This window comes from [Chlorobium] sp. 445 (assembly GCA_002763895.1).
Taxonomy (GTDB): Bacteria; Bacteroidota; Chlorobiia; order Chlorobiales; family Thermochlorobacteraceae; genus Thermochlorobacter.
Window position 1 is genome coordinate 21210 of sequence record NSLH01000020.1, and the last position, 20245, is coordinate 41454.

The window sequence follows — 20245 nt, forward strand, 5'->3', positions numbered from 1 at the left end:
TCTGAAATAAGTCATCATAAAAAGTTAGGCTTTAAGCACGAAATGTGAAATGAAATGTGTCACAAAAAACTCATGAAAGCCAGACGTAGCAAATTACTAAACTATGAACGCCTTTTGTTTTTTTGTCTGAATGAGTATGTTCGTTATTTCTTTACGGATGCTTATACAAACAACTGCAAATGGCAAGACCGAAAAAGACACTTCCCAAAATACCGACAGAGCCTTTGCGCGATAACATTTCACCGGAACTGTACATTAATCGAGAACTGAGTTGGATTGAGTTCAATAAGCGTGTACTCAACGAAGCGCGCAATTCCTCGCATCCGCTGCTGGAGCGTGTGAAATTTGTCGCAATTTTTAGCTCCAACCTCGACGAATTTTTCATGATTCGTGTTTCAGGTTTAGAAGAGCAGGTCAAGTCAGGCATCAACACGCTATCGTTTGATGGCATGTCCCCAATGCAGCAACTTTTGGAAATTCGGCAGCGCACAGCAGAAATGCTAGCTGAACGATCTCACTTGTTTTACGATGAACTTATGCCTCAACTTGCTGACGCAGGCATTTTTTTTTATGAAATATGCGGACTTGCAAGACTCCTACAAGCATGCGCTAAACACGTTCTTCGATGAGCAAGTTTTTCCAGTGCTTACCCCACTGGCTTTTGACCCAGGACATCCCTTCCCGTTTGTTTCGAATCTCTCGCTATCACTGGCGGTGCAACTGCGAAGTGATGTCGATGGGATGCTGCGATTTGCACGTGTCAAAGTACCCGATGGACTTTCAAGGTTAGTGCGACTCGATAAAATCAAAGGCATCAAATTGCCTAAAGGCAAAACGATCTTCGTGTGGCTTGAAGATATCATCGCAAGCAACATTCAGAAACTCTTTCCCAATGTGCCTGTCGTGTCAGTGCATCCGTTTCGTGTTACACGTGATGCTGACATTGAAATTGAAGAAGATGAGGCTGGCGATTTGCTCGAGTCCATTTCGCAAGGGCTACGTCAACGCCGATACGGCAGTGTGGTCAAAATGGATGTCAACCCAGGCATCCCAGACTACATCAAACAAGTCTTGATAGAAAATCTCGAAATTGAAGAGCGAAAAGTCTATCAGATTCCCGGTGCGTTGGGGCTAAGCAGCTTGATGGAAGTGATGTCGATAGATCGTCCTGATCTCAAAGACATACCCTTTGTGCCACGCAATCCGTTTGCAGAGGAAGAGGATATGTTTGCGTTATTGCGCAGGCGCGATATGCTGTTGCATCATCCTTACGATTCCTTTCAGCCTGTCATTGATTTTGTAAACTGTGCGGCGCACGATCCAAATGTGCTGGCAATAAAGCAAACCCTATACCGTGTCGGCAGTAAGTCGCCCATTGTGCAAGCTCTGATTGAAGCCGCTGAGCGTGGAAAGCAGGTTGCGGTGTTGGTTGAGCTCAAAGCACGCTTCGATGAAGAAAACAACATCGGCTGGGCAAGAGCACTGGAAAAATCGGGCGCGCACGTAATCTATGGACTTGTAGGCTTGAAGACGCACGCAAAAATGCTGCTGGTCGTACGCCGTGAAGAAGATGGCTTGCGCCGATACGTGCATCTGAGCACAGGCAACTACAACGCGGCAACAGCGCGCATCTACACAGACTATAGCCTCTTTACCTCTGATCCTGACATTGCAGCCGATATGTCCGAGCTGTTTAATTATCTGACAGGCTACTCACGTCAGGAGACATACAGAAAACTGATTATTGCGCCGCTGAACATTCGCCGTTGGATACTTGAGATGATTGAGCGCGAAATTGCCTGTCACAAGCAACACGGCAATGGACATATCATACTCAAACTCAACGCACTCGTTGATCCACAGGTGATTTCGGCACTTTACCGTGCTTCGCAGGCTGGGGTCTCGATTGATTTAATCGTGCGCGGCATTTGCTCCCTGCGCCCAATGCTCAAGGGCGTAAGCGAAAACATTCGCGTCATTAGCATCATTGGACGATTTTTAGAACACAGTCGCGTGTTTTACTTTTACAACAATGGCAATGAAGAAGTCTACCTTGCAGCGCCGATATGATGCAGCGTAACCTTGATAGACGTGTGGAGACTATTTTTCCTGTTTTGGATAATTCCTTCAAAAAGAGTATCAAGCAGTGTTTAGAGACGATGCTTCAAGATAATGTGCAGTCGTGGATGCTTTACCCCGACGGAACGTATAAGAAAACAACGCGCGAAGGTGAGCCAGTAAACAGCCAGATGACATTTTTACAACAGCAGCATATTGAGTATTAAAGCATGAAAATTGCCGTTGGTAGCGACCATGCAGGCTTTGAAAAAAAGCGGTAGTTATCTCATGGCTTGAGCGACAGGGCAATGAGGTAACAGACTTTGGCACATACTCCTCTGACTCGGTAGATTATCCTGATTACGCACGCCGTGTTGCAACAGCGGTAGCACAAGGTGAGTGTGCACAAGGAATTTTGCTGTGTGGCACAGGAGTAGGGGTTTCTATCGTAGCCAATAAAGTAAAGGGAATTCGTGCAGCGCTGGTGTTCAGACCTGAGATTGCTGCGCTGGCACGTCAGCACAACGATGCCAACATAATGTGCTTGCCTGCGCGATGGATGAGCGATGAGGAGATGATGCTTTGCTTGGAAAAGTGGTTTTCGGCAGTGTTCGAGGGCGGACGGCATGCACGGCGCGTTGAGAAAATCGAACCCGACGTTGCTGCGGTCACAGTATCAATGCCACGTTGAAACTATGGATGCAAAAAAGCGTCCAAACAATCAATGTGCCTCATCACTTTGCCTGTTGAAAGTATTGAATAACTAAACTGCTTGCGAAAAATGAGCCAAATTAAATATCGCAAAGATGTCACTGCGCTTAAAGCGAGCGATAAAATTTCAGAGGCTTTGAAAGTGGTCAAATCAAGTGGCTATGGCGCCTTGCCCGTCGTAAAGCAGCGCAAACTGGTAGGGCTGCTTCATGAAAACGATGAAGCACTAATCAGGGCATCTGAACAAAACCCTTCACAAACGCTAGCCTCTGTAGAGTTTGCTGAACCGCTTGCTCTGAAGCATGATGCGCACCCACTTGAAGTGATAAAGGCATTTCGCCGAACACCAGCGGCACTGTTGCCCGTCGTCGGAAACGAGTCGGTCTATCTTGGCGTCCTGCTGCGCAGCGATGCAGAACATCAAGCCATGGAAATTTTCTCACTAAACGCTGACGGCGTGTTGATGGAACTGGAAACGCCGGTGTCGCTGCGTCTCTCGGAAGTGATTCGTCTTTTGGAGCAAAATGAGGCGCAGACATTAACGCTAGCGCTTCGACCTGCACCAGATAGTGTGGATACACAATTTGTCGTCTTACATCTACGGGTGCCCGATGCTTATCGCTTGCAGCGCACGCTCGAGCGCTATGGGTATGCGGTAACCTATAACTCGCAAGCAGGAGAGAGCTTGCTCAACGATTCGGCACTGAAAGCGCAAGAGTTTCTGCGCTACTTAGAGTTATAGTCTATGTCGATTTTGCAGCTTGAGACAAAGATTAAACACCTGTGATACATGTGCTCATTATGAGCACTTTATTTTCTTAGATTTAGACTCTAAACTGAAGTACTATGCAGACAATTACGGATAAATTTATCATCATCGGCGATCGTGTGCTAATTAAGCCCAAAACGGATGAGCGCACACGCGGAGGATTGTATTTGCCTCCAGGTGTACACGAAAAAGAAAAAATTCAAAGTGGGTATGTGCTGAAGACGGGACCAGGCTATGCGGTAGCACCGCCACAAGATGCTGATGAACCGTGGAAAGAGGTGGCCAGAAAGCCACAGTACATCCCGCTGCAAGCCATGGAAGGCGACCTTGCGATTTATCTGCAAAACCTCTCGCATGAAATTGAGTTTGAAGGTGAAAAATATGTCATTCTGCCGCATTCGGCTATTCTTCTGCTGATTCGTGAAGATTTTAACAACGACTAAATCTCATCACCGAATGAAAAACCAACCTCTCTACCTTCTGATGCTGTTTTTGCTGCTAGTAGGATGTCAAGAAAAAAGCAACTTTGAAGACTTTGTGCGCGCTGAACAACAAATTAACGAGCGTCAGCAGGATATTCTTAGACAGTCTGATGAACTCAACAAACTTATCCGAGAGGTCAATAAAAAATTCCCTGATAAGAAAATCACACTGGATACGGCACTTGGCTTTACAAAAGAGCAAGAGGAACTCTTGCTGACCATGATTCAGCAGGAAAAGGATGTCTCGACGAAAGGACTGCTGCAGAAAGTGATTGATACCGAAAAGCAAATTGAAGATTTGCAGAAAAAAATTAAGGAGATTACAGACAAATTGCCTGCACCGCATGTCGTCAAAAAAGGTGAGACTCATCGACAGATTGCGATGGAATACCTAATGAACGTGCACAAGCTCGATGAGAAAAAAGCAAAAGAGTTAGTTGATAGAGTCGCACTCATTGATGCAATGGAAGTCGGCTACAATGTCTGGCTATACTATAACGACGGAGTATTTGGTACCTTCGTAACACAAGGTGAAGCAAAAATAAGCCCATACAAATTAAGCCGAATGATTCGTCGGCGTGAATTAGAGCGTGCACGTCAAGAAGGTGTGGAAGAAGGCATCAGACAAGCACAACAGCCTACATCGCCCTCACCAGCTTTCCCTGACACAGGCAAGCAACAATAGACAGAAAATTGCGTAGGATACAGCATAGTGTTATTTTTACACGAAGGTTTTGCGCAACTATCTGTCAGATGATTCTTGCCAAAAACTTCATGTGTCCGCTGAAAGATCTTTGTCAAAATTTACTCCATGCGCACAGGCGCTTCTTACTATGAATGCAGTATCAATGGATGTTGCGTTAAGTGATGAGCTCAAGGTTTCAGCAAAGCAAGATTTGTTTGCAGAAATTGAGCGGCTCAAAAAAGAAATGAATGCTGTCATCTTAGCGCATTATTACCAAGAGCCAGACATTCAAGACGTGGCAGACTTCTTAGGCGATAGTCTGCAACTGGCTCAAGCTGCTAAGAAAACAAACGCCGAAGTTATTGTCTTTGCAGGTGTGCATTTCATGGCAGAGACAGCTAAAATTCTCAATCCAGAGAAAACGGTACTGTTACCTGACCTGAATGCCAGCTGCTCACTTGCAGAGAGTTGCCCGCCTGCACTTTTTGCCAAGTTCAAAGCAATGCACCCCGATGCTGTAGTTGTAAGCTACATTAACTGCACGGCAGAAATTAAAGCCATGTCAGATATCATCTGCACCTCGTCAAATGCAGAAAAAATTGTGCAGAGCATTCCTGATGATAAGCCAATTATTTTTGCTCCCGATAAAAATCTGGGCGCTTACATAATGAAAAAGCTCAATCGCCCAATGATTCTTTGGCAAGGCACATGCTTTGTGCATGAATCATTTTCGGAGCGAAAATTAATTGGTCTGAAAACAGCCTACCCGAAAGCCAAAGTCATCGCCCACCCTGAATGTGAAGACTCAGTGCTGTCGCACGCAGATTTTATTGGCTCAACGCGCGCACTGCTTGACTACGCAGTCAAAAGTGAGGACGAGATATTTCTGGTGGCCACCGAAACTGGTATTCTGCACGAAATGAAAAAACGCGCGCCAAACAAACAATTTATTCCAGTGCTCTTCGAAGAAAAAAAAGGCTGCGCATGCAACGAGTGTCCCTACATGAAACTCAACACGCTCGAGAAACTCTACCTCTGCATGAAAAATCGCGCACCTGAACTGACCATGCCTGAAGACTTGCGTCTGCGCGCCTTGAAGCCATTGGAACGAATGCTGGAAATCTCTGCTTGATGTTGGCGATAAACACTTTTCGTCATCAAGGCAAATGGAAGGGTTGCAACAGGTTACATCATTAGATGAACTCATTCGCTGGGGTGGCTATCTCATACTCTTTGCCATTGTATTTGCAGAAACAGGATTGTTCTTTGGCTTTCTACTGCCCGGTGATTCGCTGTTGATCACAGCAGGACTTGTTGCAGCAAGTGGCAAACTGGGTTTTGGGGAAGTCAATCTTACCATGATCACCGCTGCAATTTTAGGCGATAGCACAGGATATTTCATCGGTAAGGCGCTGGGTAGAAAGCTCTTTGAGCGGGAAGATTCACTGATTTTCCGTAGAGAGTATCTGCAGCGCACACAAACTTTTTATGACAGACACGGCGGAAAAACGATTTTCTTTGCGCGCTTTGTCCCCATCATCCGCAGTTTTGCAACGACCGTGGCAGGCATTGCAGGTATGGCTTACCTGCGTTTCATTACTTTTAGTGTCTCAGGTGCAATAACTTGGATAGTCTCGCTCACCTCACTGGGCTACTTTCTTGGCTCTCAATTCCCTGAACTGGATACCTATATCAATCTGATCATCAGTATAACCGTTGGCGCAATTATTCTGAGCATTATTTTCAAACTCATTCGTGCCAAAATCGAACTACAGCGCGCAAAGTCGGCTAAACTTCCTAACCCAGATTGAGCCAGTTAGAAAATGCGCAACTGAACTTTGATGCCTTCTTTTTGTCCTAACTTCAAGATAGAATCAAGGTTACTGACCACGCTATCGAGTTTCATAACAAATTTTTCATCGTTGAGCACTTTACCCACCAGTGTAGAGCGGTCTGTTTTTAAGCGGTTTGTAAGCTCTTTAAGAGAAATAACCAGCGAATCAGCATCGCGAAGTGTGCCACGCGCATCACCCAGTGCACCTTTGAGTTCGGGCTGAATCTCATTGATGAGTTTTTCGACGGTGCCGATAGTGCGGTCAATGTTGTTGAGTAGGGTTTTGATGTTAGCGCTGCGTAAATCACGACTAAGCACAGCAAGGTCTGTGGTGGCATGGCGAAGGTTGCGCACGGAAATTTTGAGATTTTCTTGCACTTCTTCATCACCGATGAATGCATCAGCATTACGTAAGACGCGGCGCACATCTGCAATTAAAATCTTGAGTGTATCAATAGTGCCACCCGCGCCGCCAATAAGTTCGGGAATATCAGACAGAAAAACCCCACGAATGGTTTCACCTTGGGCAAGTTCGCCTGCATCTTTACTGCCTTGTGAGAGTTCAACTTTTTGCCCGTCATCAATTCGAGCATGGCAATGTATGCCGTTGCATTGCGATAAAGGGTAATATCTGGCGCAATGGAAATCAGCACATTCACATGCCCATCACGCAATGTGATATTGTCGACTTTACCGACACGCAAGCCGCTAATCATGACGGGGTCGCCAGCTTGCAAGCCACTGACATTTTCAAAGCGAACATTGAATTGTTTGCTGCCAACCTGCACATCTTTTGCCCACCAAAGCACAAAGCCAAGCAAAGCGAGTGCAAACGAGACCGTAAGACCAACCTTAAGTTCCGGTTTCATTGATTTGAAATTTCTCTACCTTGACGTACGGGGGTTTTAAGGTAACTTTGCAAAGCAAGAATACCTAAAGCATAACTTTCTTCTCCGAAGCCACTGATGACGCCGATACAAACTTCCGATAAGACCGATACGTGCCGAAAACGTTCTCGAGCATAGATGTTGGAGAGATGCACTTCCACAACTGGCAGACGAGTGGCGGCAATGGCATCGCGCAACGCCAGCGAGTAGTGCGTGTATGCACCAGCATTGAGTACAACACCATCGATCTTACCACTATCTTCAGCATCGTAAAGTTTTGTAATTAATTCGCCTTCGCAATCGGACTGAAAAAATTCAAAGTGCACATCTGGAAAGCGAGCGCAAAGCTGCGCATTAATCTCTTGAAGCGTGTGCGTGCCGTAGTGCTGAGGCTCACGCTTGCCTAAGCGCGACAGATTTGCTCCGTTGAGGATGAGAAGAGAAAGTGGCGGCATTGAATCTTGTTTATTGAGCAGCAAATAATCAACTTGAGTTAAAGCAAAAATAAAAAAGGGCGGCTAATTTTGGGCCGCGTCCAAGAAACTTGCTTTGGCTTATTCTTCATTGCGTCCGCCAAAAAGATTGAGCAGACTCAGGAAAAGGTTGATGAAGTTAAGATAGAGCGAGAGTGCGCCAATCACAGCGATCTTGCCTTCGCTTTCACCATCCAGAGCAGAAGAAGCCATGGCTTTAATGCGCTGTGCATCGTAGGCAGTCAGACCCGTAAAGACCAGCACGCCGACAGCACTAATAATCATGCTCATCACGGAACTTGCGATGAAAAGATTAACGAGGGCGGCAATCACAATACCGATAAGCGCCATGAAGAGCAAGTTACCAAAGCTGCTGAGATCGCGCTGCGTGGTCAGACCGTAGAGGCTCATGATGCCGAAGGTGCCTGCAGTGATAAGAAAAACACCTGCAATTGAGCCGAGATTGTAGATTAAAAAGACACTCGAGAGCGTGATGCCATTAAGTGCCGAATAAAGGAAAAAAAGCGAGGCGGCTGTGGCAGCAGAGAGGCGGTTAATCATGGCACTAATGCCAAAGACGAGACCTAATTCGGCGAAGATAAGTACCCACATGACCCAGCGATGCTGTGCCAGGAAGGTACGAATTTCAGCTGTGTCGGCGCAGTACCACGCAAGGGCAGCAGTAAGCGCAAGCCCAAGTGTCATCCAAGTATAGACTTGCTGCAAGACCCGTTTTTCGACCGCAGCAAGTGCTTGCGCAAAATTTGCGCGAGTTGAAACAAATGCGTTTGCCATATAGCGATGCACCCCTTTAATGTTTGTGGTTAATGAAACTCAACAAAAACTTTCGGCTATTTATACGCTAACTAACGCAAATTGTTTGCAGAGCGTTTATGACGCTATGCTACTGGAACGAGAGATGAACATGCACTTAAAAGCCATTAAAGAATATAGCGGCTCAAGTCACGGTCTTTAGCGATTTTGCTCAGTCGGCTTTCCACCATTTCTTTATTGACGACGATTTTCTTGTTTGGCAAGTGTTCTGGCACGTCGAACATCAAATCTTCTAAGAGCGTCGTCATAATCGTGTGCAGACGACGGGCACCAATGTTTTCAACGGACTCATTGACTTCGGCGGCGGTGCAGGCAATAGCGTGAATACCATCTTCAGAAAACTCAAGCTCGACACCTTCGGTTTTGAGTAGGGCGCTGTATTGCTTAATCAGCGCATTTTCAGGCTGCGTGAGAATTTTGACAAAATCGCTCTCTGTCAAACTTTTCAGTTCGACGCGAATCGGAAAACGACCTTGAAGTTCAGGAATTAAGTCTGAAGGCTTAGAGACATGAAACGCACCAGAGGCGATAAAAAGAATATGGTCAGTGCGTACCATGCCGTATTTGGTCATCACGTTAGAGCCTTCAACAATGGGGAGCAAGTCACGTTGAACGCCCTCACGGCTAACATCAGGACCTCTGCCGCTGGCGCCGCCTGCCGAGGCAATTTTATCGATTTCATCAATGAAGACGATGCCGGTTTCCTCAACGCGCTGAATTGCTTCTTTGACGACGGCGTCCATATCAATGAGCTTTTGGATTTCTTCTTGTTCCAAGAGTGTGCGCGCTTCGGCAATCGTAACGCGGCGTTTCTTGCGCTTTTTTGGAAGCCCGCCAATCAGATCTTGTACCATGCCGCCAAGGTCTTCCATCGGACCGAAGGGACCGAAAATCTGCATAGTGGGCATATTGTCAGAAGAAAGTTCGATTTCGACGGTGCGATCTTCGAGCTTGCCGGCGCGTAAGCGCTCACGCATTTTCTCACGACTGCGATTATTCAGACGAGCTTCTGACTCACTTTCCGCATCTATCTCATGTTCAGGCTCACCATCTTTCGTAAATCCGATTGGCTGATTGGATGCAGGAGGCAAAAGAATGTCGAGCAAACGCTCTTCGACAAGCTGAACTGCTTTTTCTTTGACCTCAATCGACTTTTCTTGTCGTACCATATTGACGGCAAGGTCAGTCAAATCACGAATCATGGATTCGACGTCGCGCCCGACGTAGCCGACCTCAGTAAATTTCGAGGCTTCGACTTTGATGAACGGTGCGCCTGCAAGTTTGGCTAAGCGACGTGAGATTTCAGTTTTGCCAACGCCTGTAGGACCAATCATGATAATGTTGTTGGGCATGATTTCATCGCGCAGCGGTCCAGTTACCTTCTGGCGCCGGTAGCGATTGCGCAGTGCAATTGCCACCGAGCGTTTGGCTTCGTGTTGTCCGACAATATACTTGTCGAGTTCTCGGACAATTTGGTGTGGTGTCAGTTGCTCTAAATGCTGTGCCATACTAGAAGGCTTAGAAGGCTCATTGTGCTTGCCATTTTGCAAGGATTTCTCCTTGCTTTCTTCAGAAGAAGTGTCGGTGGTTACGGACTTTCTTGCCATGTTTTGTGCAACTTTTCCTTAGATGTTAGTTAAAGTGTATTTCGTGAGTTGAGTGATTTCTTTATAGGTTCAGCAAATTTCCTCGACTTTGATGTTTGCGTTAGTATAAATGCAAATTTCCGATGCAATTTTAAGCGACTCTTCGACAATGCTGCGAGCATCTTTATCGGTTGAACGAAGCATAGCGCGCGCCGCTGCAAGTGCATACATGCCGCCGCTGCCAATGGCAACGATGCTATCTTCTGGCTCAATCACATCACCTGTGCCAGAGATGATAAGCGCACGATCGCTGCTGAGCACGGCAAGCATGGCTTCCAGACGGCGCAAGTATTTGTCGGTGCGCCAATCTTTGGCAAGTTCGACAGCCGCGCGCTCAACTTTACCGCTATGAGCTTGAAGTTTTTCATCGAACCGCTCTAAGAGTGTGAGCGCATCGGCAGTTGCCCCAGCAAAGCCTGCCAAAATTTTACCGCCGAGCATGCGCCGAACTTTGGACGTCGACTGCTTGAGGATTGTATTGCCCAGCGTCATCTGTCCATCGCTGCCCAGAGCGGCTTTGCCATCTCGCAGCACGCCAATCACGGTCGTGGCGTGAAGTTGAAAATACTGTCTCACGTGTGGAAATTACTCCTTTATGCTTAACTGTGAAGTTAAATTTTTGTTGCAATTAAGGCGGCAAATTTACACAAATCTCTGCATAGAGAAGTGCTAATTTGTTGTAAAAATTGTAAACAAACTCGCCACAGACACCCACGGACTTTTTTAACAACTGGTGTCGGAAGTCTCAAAAGGAAGTTGTAAATTCATAAAGCCATCGCTAAGGTTTAGCTGACCCTTAAAACAGAGGAGTTGTAACATGAATACCTACCGCTTTCCGCCAAAAGACTGGCTTGATTTACCTAACTTTCTTTCCGCTGAAGAATTCAAAAATTTACCACCAAACGCTAATACCTGCATCATCATTGAAGGCATGACCTATGCTGGTCGACACACACAAGCCCAAGTGATGAGTGAAGAGTTAGGCTTGCCAAAGTTTGCCTTCTCCGAATGGGTTACAAAGTACCCACCTGAAAATGAAGAAGAGCGTCAGATCATTGCCGAGTGCTTGCGCAACAGTGTGTATTTGCCTGATGCGTTACGCAACAAAGTTGCAGACTGGGCACTGCACGAATTTTACGACAAACGCCATACCGACGATGAATACTACAGCCGACCGTTTATTATGGTAGGCTACCCGCGCACGCTCGAGCAAGCTAAACACTTCCAGAAGTTTTTGGAGCAGCGCAACATCTATGCGCTTGTAGCAATCATTGAAATCAATTCAAAAGAAGCGCGCAGGCGGATGAGTGAAAGTACCGTCAAGCGCATTGGACATGAGAGCGATAAACTGCCTGAAGTGCAAAAAATTCGAATAGGTGAATACTTCCTCAAAACGCATGGCTACCTCAAATGGCTACTGCTGATGGAAAAGGCAGTAGGTTTCAAAACATGTCTCGATCGCTCTGAATACGAACAGCGCAAACATGAATTTTCCGAAGTCATTGATCGTGGCGACTATGTTGTGCTCTCACAGCAAGATGTCAGTCAAATGATTATGAAGTTCTTAGGCATGTTCCATTTTGTGCAATACAGCGGCGCGTAATTACATCCCTGCTGACTGTAGAGCATTGCCATAATAGTTCTTCCAAATTTTTATGAAGGCAGCAGCATTGACAACTCGACAAGCACTTGTGATGCTTGTGATAGCAGCACTGCCTACACTTTACATTTTGCTACCAGTCTCAAAATCTGACATTGAGCAAACACGTCAGCATTCCTTGCGCATCTACGACCGCAATGGCTTGCTACTGCGCGAAGTTCTAAGCGATGAATATGCGCTCTTGCAGCGTGTTTCATTAAAAGACTTACCGCTCTATGTTCGCCAAGCCATGCTTGCCATTGAAGACAAAAATTTTTACTCACACATTGGCATTGATATTGGCGCAGTGCTGCGCGCCGCGTGGCAGAACGTCAAAGCCATGCAGGTTGTCTCTGGCGCAAGCACTATCACGCAGCAGACAGCTCGATTGGTTTTGCATGCCGAGCGTGGCATTCTGCAAAAGGTTTGGACAATACTCTTTGCACTGCGCATGGAACTCTATCTTTCCAAAGATGAAATCTTGGAAGAGTATTTCAATCGTGTGCCCTTCGGTAATCAAACTTTCGGCATTGCAGCGGCATCAGAGCGCTATTTTCAGAAATCGCCCTCGCACCTGACGCTGGCAGAAGCTGCACTACTAGCAGGCTTGCCGCAATCGCCCTCACGCTATAATCCATTTCACTCACTTGCAAAAGCAAAGAAGCGACAAGAAGAAGTGCTGCGTCGGATGTTAGCCTTAGGATTCATCACAGAACATGAGTTGCTCGATGCGCTGGCACAACCAATTAACCTTTTGCCTGCAAAACAAGCCTTTCGTGCGCCACATTTCGTCGATGCGCTGCTTGCGCGTGAAGTGCAACGCTCTAAGACACAACCGCAAGCACTCTACACAACACTCGACTTGCCACTGCAAGAAGCCTGTGAGCGGTATGTGCGTGAGCATTTACGGCAATTGCGAGGACATCATGTAACGAACGCTGCGGTTGTGGTGATGGAAAATCGCACGGGGGATATTTTAGCGATGGTGGGCTCGGCTGATTACTTTAACGCAGAGATTGATGGGGCATATAACGCTGCACTTGCGGCGCGTCAGCCCGGTTCGGCGCTCAAACCTTTTACCTATGCACTCGCACTCGAGAAAGGCATGAGCGGCTCTACAATTTTACCCGACTTGCCACTGTCTTTCCGCATCATCGACCGCCCGAACAGTGAAGGCATATCTGAAACCTTTTTCCCACAAAACTTTGACAAGAAATTTCATGGACCTGTGCGTCTGCGCCAAGCGCTGGCATGTTCCTACAACATCACCGCAGTAAAAGTTATGGAATATGTTGGCGTAGAAAATCTTTACAACTTGCTCCGCTCACTTGGTTTTACAACACTCACTAAAGAAGCCAGCCATTACGGTTTAGGACTCACGCTGGGCAGCAGCGACGTGCGGCTGTTAGAAATGGTGCGCGCCTATTCGATTTTCATGCGTGGCGGTCAGTGGCTGCCAGAGCGATGGATCGTGCGTCGCATCGAAGCAAATGGCGATACGACAGACTTAGCGCCTGCAAAGCCGAGCCAAAAGCGATATCTTTCGCCGGAGGTTGCGTATCTCATCGCAGATATTCTAAACGATAATGCGGCACGCCGACCAGCGTTCGGAGCAAACTCTGTCCTGCGATTTCCCTTTGCCACACTCTGTAAAACAGGTACCACGAAAGACTTCCGAGATAATTGGACATTTGGCGCAACAGAAGATTTCACCGTTGGCGTTTGGGTCGGTAATTTTGATGGCACACCGATGCAGAACATTTCTGGAGTCGATGGTGCAGGTCCAATCCTACGCGATGTCTTCATGCACCTCTTCAAGACCTACCCTGACAAACAAGGCTTTCAGAAAAGCGAGTTTGATATGCCAGCTACGATGAAAGTGCGCAAGGTGTGCCCGCTCTCTGGCGACCTTGTGTGCGAACACTGTCCAAGCGCCATTGAAGAAAAGTTTGTCTTGAATCATTTACCTAAAAAGCGATGCACTGTGCATCGACGCTTTAAGATTGATCAGCGAACAGGGACACTAGCGACAGCAAACACGCCACGAGAGTTTGTTCAAGAGACTTTGTTTGAAGACTATCCGCCCGAATATCGAGAATGGGCACTGGCACAGCATAAGCCCCTGCCACCGCAAGCATTTTCCACGCTTGACGATTCACTACGTCTGGCAGAAGAGCAATCGCCGCACGAACCCAAAATCACCTACCCGATTTCAGAGATGATATTTGCGTGCGATAAAGATTTGCGCACAGACTTTCAGGCAATTGTCTTCAAGGCACTTGTGCCAAGAAATGCAAAAAAAGTAGAGTGGATTCTCAATGATGAAAAGTTGGGCGAAAGCAGTGCTATGCAACCGCAGTGGCTCTGGCAAATTCGCTCAGGGACGTTTCGACTGCAAACCGTTGTCGACGGACAGCGCAGTAAGCCCGTTGCCTTTACTGTAATCGAATAGGGTCTGACACGGTCTAATCCAACTAATCCAAAAAAACAAAGTTATGCTGAAGGGTATGCGTTCTGTAGTGGGACTTCTTTTGCTTTCGCTGCTTGTACTTTCATGCAAAAAAGAAGATGAAGGCTTTGCGCCATTTGAAGCAGGGCAACTTGGTGCGCTCACAACGGAAGAAAAACCGCTCCCGCCCTCTAGCGACGCGCTAACTGTGCTTTCAGCCACCCCAATCGGAGAACTGCAATCTTATTTGCAAGCACAGACCATAGCAGTTGTCTTCAATGAGTCAATGGTAGAAGTCAGCGATGAGACGCAGAACGAAGTGCCCAGTGGTCCCTTCAAAATTGAGCCGGCGCTCAAAGGCACTTATCGCTGGCTTGGGGCACGCACCATCATTTTCACGCCAAGCGATTCACTGCCGCTTGCGACCACTTTCAAGGTAAGTGTGCCGAAAGGTATAAAAGCACTCTCAGGCAAGGCACTTGCAGAAGACTATACTTTCGAATTTACCACTTTGCGTGTAGGGATTGAACAAATCGCGCCAGTATTTCAGGTGGCGCCGCAAGGGGAAATCATCGTCAGGTTTAATCAACCTGTAACGATGGAGATTGCAAAAAAATTGTGCTGCGAGACGAAAAAGGAGCAGAGATAAAATTCACTGCCTATCAGGTGTCGCCAAATGATGCGTTAAAAAAGCAAGAAGAGTTTCGCAAGAATCGCCAGTATAGTGAAGCGTATTTGCTCTCCCCAAGCAGCCTCAATAAGCTAGTGTTGCTTAAGCCTACAGGCTTGCAAGTTGGCAAAACTTACACGGTGGAGTTCAGGAAGTCACCAGCAGAACTGCAAACCTTTAACTTTTCGACCTACAACGAGTTCAAGTTTACAGGCAAGCTCGAAAATACGATTTCGCCAAACGAAGGGATTAACTTCGAGTTTTCAAATCTTGTCTATCGCGCCGATTTAATGAAGCATCTGTCGTTGAGTTTTAAGGTCGATTCAGCTTACTTGCGTCTGGACGCCTCTGATGAGGACTACGCATCAAGTTCACACTATTTGCCCCTTGGCTTCAAGCCAGCGACGACGGAGAAAATTACCATCTCGAAGAATCTGACGGATAAATATGGCAATAAGCTAGCAAACGATGTGGTCATCACGGTCAAAGTCAGTGATTATCCGGAAAGCGTAGCGATTCCAACGGGTGATGTGGTTATGGAGCATGATACACCGTTTCTTGAAGTGCGTGCAATGAACAAAACCAGCGTAGAACTTGAACTTGCATCACTCTCACCAAACGATGTGATGAGTAATTCGACAAGGTATTATTATGACGGGGCAGAGCAGGCTGCTGCCGTCTCTGGACTTCGCACTTTTCCTATTTCATTCAAAAATCGAAAGAATCAATTAAGCATAGAGGCTGTGGATTTGCGAACTGTACTGGATGGCAAATCCTCGGGCTTCGTTTTTGCGCAAGTTAAGTCGCCATACTACGATAGCTATGCAAAAAAAACACGCTATACCTATCAGCGCGCTTTGATTCAAGTTACACCTTTTGCAGTTGCAGCTAAGCACGCCAAAGAGGGCGCACTTGTAATGGTTACGCAGCTCAAAGATGCTAGCCCTGTGGCAGGAGCGACGGTAAAAGTCTATGATAACAATCGCACCCTGCTGTGGAGCGGCACTACAAATGCACAGGGTGTGGCGAAACTTCCTAGTTTTAACACCTCACCTTTTTACTTCTTTGTTGAGCAAGGAGAAAATGTCGCCTACACAACTGCTGCGTTTAGAGAAGGCATTGAGCCGTATCGCTTCAGGCTATATGAAACAAGAGAGTATGAAGAAAATGAGTACAACACCGCCGATGCACTACGCGGCGTAATTTTCACGGAGCGCGGGCTGTATCGTGCAGGTGAGAGCATTTACTTCAAAGGCACGATGCGCGAATACAAGAATAGCAAATGGCAATTGCCAGCACGGCGCAATTACTACCTGCTTGTCAAAAATAGCCGCGATGAAACCTTGCTCAAACGTAAAGTTTCACTGAACAACTTCGGCTCGTTTGCTGACTCGGTGAAAACAGCTGCAACAGCGCCGCTGGGCTATTACTCGATTGTGCTCAAAGAAAATGACGACGAGAGTTTGTATCCCTCGGTGGCAAGTACCAGATTTCGTGTGGAAGCCTATCGTCCAGCAACCTTCAGCGTTAAAATTATGCCAGAGCAGAATCACATCTTTAACGGTGATGAACTTAAAGCGACAATTGAAGGACGTTATCTTTTCGGAGCGCCGATGACCGGTGATGCGGTCTCATGGTCGATTCAGCGTAGCCCACTGGAGTTCATCACATTTGAAGGCTACGAGGGTTATGCCTTCACCAAGATGAAGCGATATGATGAGCGCAACGAGGATGAGACAGAATTTTTCATTGCGTCAGGATCAGGTACGGTCGATAACTTAGGTCAATACAAACTTGTGCAAAGAATTGCGCTAAAATCCTCACAGCCCGCCGTGCTCACCATTGAAGGCACAGTAACTTCGCCTTCACGTCAAGCCATTTCAGAGCGGGTTAGCGTACGATTCCACCCTGCAGAGTTTTACATTGGCTTGAAGCCAAAATCACTCTTTGCCAAAGAAAATGAAGCGTTGCCTATTGAAGTCGTTACGCTCTTGCACGATGGCAAAGCGCGCAGCGAGAAAGTAACCGTAGAGTTAGTGCATCGTCAGTGGGTTTCAGTAAAGCGTGTGGGCGTAAGTGGTCGTTTGGAATGGTCGTCTGAGCCTGTAGATTCTGTGGTCTTCAAGCAAGAGATGGCGACGAAAGAAAAAGAAGCTGTCACGCTCTCACTGCCTATCAAAGGGTCAGGGTTCTATGTGGTTCGAGCGATGGGCAAGGATGCAAAAGGTAATGTGGCACGCAGCGAGACAGCCATCTATGCTTCTGGTATGGACTATGCCGCTTGGGAACGACGTGACGATGATCGCATTGAGATTTTGCTAGACAAAAAAACATACAAGCCGGGCGAAACCGCTACGCTCTTCATTCAATCGCCTTACGAGAGTGCAACAGCATTGCTCACGATTGAGTGCGAAGGCGTTTTGGATTACCGTCAATTTGAGCTCAAAAACACAGCGCCCTCCATACAAATTCCAATTAAGCCTGAATACTTGCCGAATGCGTTTGTCTCAGTAATGCTGCTCAAAGGTAGAACCGCACCGCCGGGTAAGTTCAAAGAAGGGGATTTGGGTAAGCCATCTTTCAAAATTGGCTATACGAGAATGTCGGTGGATGCGTCCTCAAGGCGGCTTAGTGTAGAGATTAAGCCAAACAAAAAAGAATATCGTGTAGGTGAGACGGTCGAAGTGGAGTTGCAGGCTAAAGATGCGGAGGGACAAGGCTTGCAAACTGAAATTGCACTGGCGGCTGTCGATGCTGGGGTGCTCAATCTCATCGGTTACAAATTCCCGAATATGTTTGAGCGATTCTATGCGCAGCGGCTCCTGGAAGTAGAGACGTCTATCAATGTCATTCACCTAATTGATCAGCGCAATTACGGCGAGAAAGGTGAAACACGCGGTGGCGATAAAGGCGGCGATGGCACAGGAGGCTTTTCATTCCGAAAGGATTTTCGAGTAACGCCCTACTGGAATCCGACTATTCTCACCGATGAAAGCGGCAGAGCTAAAATTAGCTTCAAACTGCCAGATAACCTCACCACATTCAGCTTGATGGCAGCGGCACAAACAATTGATCAATTCGGCAATGCGCAAACTCAGATTCTCACAACACAACCTCTGGTGATGACCGCAGCCTTGCCACGCTTTGTGCGCGTTGGCGATAAGTTTGAGGCAGGCGTTGTAGTAACGAACAACACTGACCAGAAAATCACGGTTACGGTTTCTGCAGCAGCACAAGGCGTGAAGTTTGTCGGTGAAGGCAAAGAAAAACTCTCTTTAGAACCGCGCACCTCCAAAGAAGCACGTTTCCGCTACGAAGCCGAAGCAGAAGGCACAGCGACCTTTGGCTTTACTGCAGAGAGCGATGCGGGTCAGCGCGATGCGCTGAAAGTCTCAATTCCCGTGCAAACTCCCTACATCAAAGAAACACTGGCGCTGGTTGGTGCAACAGAAGGGGCGCAAACTGAAATTGTCAAAATCCCGAAAGCGTATATCCCAACGTTGGTGAAGTCTCTGTGCAAACTGCCTCTACAGCACTGGTCGGCTTGCGTGAAGCCACAGCATATCTTTTTAACTATCCCTATGGCTGCTTGGAGCAGCGCGTGTCGAGCATCTTGCCCTACATCGTGGCAACTGATTTGATTGAGACCTTTGAGCTCAAAACCAAAGCTGATACCGCAAAGGGGGGCTACAAAACCGTTGTAGAAAAAACGCTTGCAGACCTCGAAAAATACCGCGTGCCCTCTGGCGGATTTGACTTCTGGCCACAGCCACGACAGGCAAGCGACTATGTCTCTGTCTATGCTACTTACGCTATGACATTAGCCAAACTCAATGGCTTCAGTGTCGAGAATAGTTTGCAACGACACGGTGTGGAGTATCTGCGTCGCGTCTTGCGTAAGAGTGATGAGGCTTACTTCGGCTACTACTCAACGCAAACACTCAAAGCATTTGCACTCTACACACTGGCGCTAAATGGTGAGTTTGATAACTCCGCAATCGAAAAACTCTATCAAGAGCGCAGCAAACTGCCCTTGCAATCCAAAGCATATCTGCTGCGTGCAATGGCATTACAAGGCTCACCTCAACTTGCAGGCGTGGGCAATGTCGGCTCAAGTACAAACCGATTCCAGACACGCATCGCTGAACTTGCGCGTGAGATGATGAACCTTGCAAAGATTCAAAACGCCACCGCACACTTTGAGGATGGCACAAAAAGCGATTGGATATGGACCTTCAACTCTCCGGTGAAAACCACAGCAACGGTCTTACAAGCACTCTTAGAATCTGACCAAGGTAAAGACCTTGCAGAGAAAGTGGTGGCTTGGCTCTTGCAATCGCAGCGCAACGGGCGTTGGGAGACAACTCAAGAAAATATCTTTGTGCTGCAAGCGCTAAACACCTATTTCCGCAAGTATGAGAGCGATGTGCCTGATTTCCGCGCAAAGGTGACCTTAGCTGCACAGACGCTGATTGATGAGACCTTCAAAGGTCGCTCCCTCAAAGCAAAAGTAACGACAGAGAGCCTCGATAAATTCGCAAAAGGTGATGCGCTTTCGCTGACAATAAGCAAAGAAGGACAAGGCAAACTCTACTATGGTGTGCGCCTCTCGTATTATCCAACCTACGCGCTGAAATCAAGAGATAACGGTATTTCGATTTTCAAAAAAATTGAGCCGCTCTCAAGCGCAAAGCGTAATAAAGGTGAAGTCGCTGCGGGCGATATTGTAAAAGTGACGTTGCAAATTGCTGTGCCAGAAGAACGCCATTTCGTGGCTATCAACGATCCCTTGGCAGCGGGACTTGAAGCCATCAATCCGACGCTGAACACTGCACCACGCTTACCTGAAGCAGGCAGATACGAAGGAGAAGAGAGCGGTTATGAAGAAGAAATAGACCCCGAAGCGCTTTACACCTTTGATTTCATTGAGCTACGAGACGACCGCGTTACACTTTTCGCACAGCGTTTGGGCGCAGGCGTGCATACTTACACTTACTATGCACGCGCTACAACTTACGGCAATTTTTGTGATGCCGCCCAGCTACGGTGAAGAAATGTATGCGCCTGAAGTCTACGGCAGAACGGGCACATCCAGACTGCGCGTGGTA

At 47.2% G+C, this 20245-nt stretch carries 16 protein-coding genes and 2 pseudogenes; 12 read left to right on the plus strand and 6 right to left on the minus strand.

Translation table 11 applies throughout. The features are described 5' to 3' along the window. The first annotated feature begins 179 nt into the window (after window positions 1-179). The 7 genes and pseudogenes from ppk1 (at window position 180) to CMR00_08865 (ending at window position 6516) form a co-directional block, all read left to right on the plus strand. A pseudogene (gene ppk1, locus CMR00_08835) lies at window positions 180-2285 on the plus strand (polyphosphate kinase 1). A 3-nt stretch (window positions 2286-2288) separates the two neighbouring features. After that, window positions 2289-2749, plus strand: a pseudogene (rpiB, locus tag CMR00_08840) (ribose 5-phosphate isomerase B). 90 nt (window positions 2750-2839) lie between these two features. Continuing rightward, window positions 2840-3511 (plus strand): hypothetical protein, encoded by a 672-nt coding sequence (locus tag CMR00_08845; GenBank protein ID PIO47705.1) that lies wholly within the window; start codon window positions 2840-2842, stop codon window positions 3509-3511. 104 nt (window positions 3512-3615) lie between these two features. Then, entirely contained in the window at window positions 3616-3981 is a 366-nt protein-coding gene (locus CMR00_08850) for a chaperonin (GenBank protein PIO47706.1), read from the plus strand. 40 nt (window positions 3982-4021) lie between these two features. Next, window positions 4022-4705 carry a hypothetical protein gene (locus CMR00_08855; protein ID PIO47707.1) on the plus strand — a complete coding sequence of 228 codons (684 nt, stop codon included), beginning with the start codon at window positions 4022-4024 and terminating at the stop codon, window positions 4703-4705. A gap of 163 nt (window positions 4706-4868) precedes the next feature. Then, complete coding sequence (locus tag CMR00_08860; protein ID PIO47725.1) at window positions 4869-5837, plus strand: quinolinate synthase; 969 nt, start codon at window positions 4869-4871, stop codon at window positions 5835-5837. A 34-nt stretch (window positions 5838-5871) separates the two neighbouring features. After that, window positions 5872-6516, plus strand: a complete 645-nt coding sequence (locus tag CMR00_08865) for a hypothetical protein (GenBank protein PIO47708.1) — start codon at window positions 5872-5874, stop codon at window positions 6514-6516. A gap of 5 nt (window positions 6517-6521) precedes the next feature. Here the strand turns inward: CMR00_08865 and CMR00_08870 are convergent, their stop codons facing one another. From CMR00_08870 to CMR00_08895, 6 genes are all read right to left on the minus strand, one after another. Further along, entirely contained in the window at window positions 6522-6965 is a 444-nt protein-coding gene (locus tag CMR00_08870; protein ID PIO47709.1) for a hypothetical protein, read from the minus strand. 8 nt (window positions 6966-6973) lie between these two features. After that, on the minus strand, window positions 6974-7408 hold the full coding sequence (locus tag CMR00_08875) for a hypothetical protein (GenBank protein PIO47710.1): 435 nt from the start codon (window positions 7406-7408) through the stop codon (window positions 6974-6976). Next, a complete protein-coding gene (gene aroQ, locus CMR00_08880; GenBank protein PIO47726.1) occupies window positions 7405-7881 on the minus strand; it encodes a type II 3-dehydroquinate dehydratase in 477 nt (158 codons plus the stop codon). Before aroQ ends, CMR00_08875 begins: the two co-directional genes overlap by 4 nt. Before the next feature lie 99 nt (window positions 7882-7980). Then, window positions 7981-8625, minus strand: coding sequence for a hypothetical protein (locus CMR00_08885; GenBank protein PIO47727.1), 645 nt, complete (start codon window positions 8623-8625; stop codon window positions 7981-7983). A gap of 215 nt (window positions 8626-8840) precedes the next feature. Next, entirely contained in the window at window positions 8841-10241 is a 1401-nt protein-coding gene (gene hslU / locus CMR00_08890; GenBank protein ID PIO47728.1) for an HslU--HslV peptidase ATPase subunit, read from the minus strand. 168 nt (window positions 10242-10409) lie between these two features. Further along, window positions 10410-10955 (minus strand): HslU--HslV peptidase proteolytic subunit, encoded by a 546-nt coding sequence (locus CMR00_08895; protein PIO47711.1) that lies wholly within the window; start codon window positions 10953-10955, stop codon window positions 10410-10412. 241 nt (window positions 10956-11196) lie between these two features. On the opposite strand from CMR00_08895, the gene CMR00_08900 reads away from it, so the two are divergent. Genes CMR00_08900 through CMR00_08920 form a run of 5 tightly spaced genes read left to right on the plus strand, consistent with a single transcriptional unit; the run spans window position 11197 to window position 20187 of the window. Continuing rightward, the gene (locus CMR00_08900) at window positions 11197-11982 is read left to right on the plus strand and encodes a hypothetical protein (GenBank protein PIO47712.1); all 786 of its coding nucleotides are present in this window, start codon (window positions 11197-11199) and stop codon (window positions 11980-11982) included. 52 nt (window positions 11983-12034) lie between these two features. Further along, complete coding sequence (gene pbpC, locus CMR00_08905) at window positions 12035-14470, plus strand: penicillin-binding protein 1C (protein PIO47713.1); 2436 nt, start codon at window positions 12035-12037, stop codon at window positions 14468-14470. 43 nt (window positions 14471-14513) lie between these two features. Then, the gene (locus CMR00_08910; GenBank protein PIO47714.1) at window positions 14514-15116 is read left to right on the plus strand and encodes a hypothetical protein; all 603 of its coding nucleotides are present in this window, start codon (window positions 14514-14516) and stop codon (window positions 15114-15116) included. Then, window positions 15086-18778, plus strand: a complete 3693-nt coding sequence (locus CMR00_08915) for a hypothetical protein (protein PIO47715.1) — start codon at window positions 15086-15088, stop codon at window positions 18776-18778. The genes CMR00_08910 and CMR00_08915 overlap by 31 nt, the downstream gene beginning before the upstream one ends. Beyond that, window positions 18682-20187, plus strand: a complete 1506-nt coding sequence (locus CMR00_08920; protein ID PIO47716.1) for a hypothetical protein — start codon at window positions 18682-18684, stop codon at window positions 20185-20187. Before CMR00_08915 ends, CMR00_08920 begins: the two co-directional genes overlap by 97 nt. Window positions 20188-20245: the final 58 nt, after the last annotated feature.

Bases quoted from the DNA above. Each gene is read 5' to 3' on its own strand.
- CMR00_08910 (PIO47714.1), top strand. From the start codon at position 14,514: ATGCTGAAGGGTATGCGTTCTGTAGTGGGACTTCTTTTGCTTTCGCTG.
- CMR00_08845 (PIO47705.1), top strand. From the start codon at position 2,840: ATGAGCCAAATTAAATATCGCAAAGATGTCACTGCGCTTAAAGCGAGC.
- aroQ (PIO47726.1), bottom strand. From the start codon at position 7,881: ATGCCGCCACTTTCTCTTCTCATCCTCAACGGAGCAAATCTGTCGCGC.
- CMR00_08865 (PIO47708.1), top strand. From the start codon at position 5,872: ATGGAAGGGTTGCAACAGGTTACATCATTAGATGAACTCATTCGCTGG.
- CMR00_08875 (PIO47710.1), bottom strand. From the start codon at position 7,408: ATGAAACCGGAACTTAAGGTTGGTCTTACGGTCTCGTTTGCACTCGCT.
- hslU (PIO47728.1), bottom strand. From the start codon at position 10,241: ATGGCACAGCATTTAGAGCAACTGACACCACACCAAATTGTCCGAGAA.
- CMR00_08860 (PIO47725.1), top strand. From the start codon at position 4,869: ATGGATGTTGCGTTAAGTGATGAGCTCAAGGTTTCAGCAAAGCAAGAT.
- pbpC (PIO47713.1), top strand. From the start codon at position 12,035: ATGAAGGCAGCAGCATTGACAACTCGACAAGCACTTGTGATGCTTGTG.
- CMR00_08855 (PIO47707.1), top strand. From the start codon at position 4,022: ATGCTGTTTTTGCTGCTAGTAGGATGTCAAGAAAAAAGCAACTTTGAA.
- CMR00_08900 (PIO47712.1), top strand. From the start codon at position 11,197: ATGAATACCTACCGCTTTCCGCCAAAAGACTGGCTTGATTTACCTAAC.
- CMR00_08850 (PIO47706.1), top strand. From the start codon at position 3,616: ATGCAGACAATTACGGATAAATTTATCATCATCGGCGATCGTGTGCTA.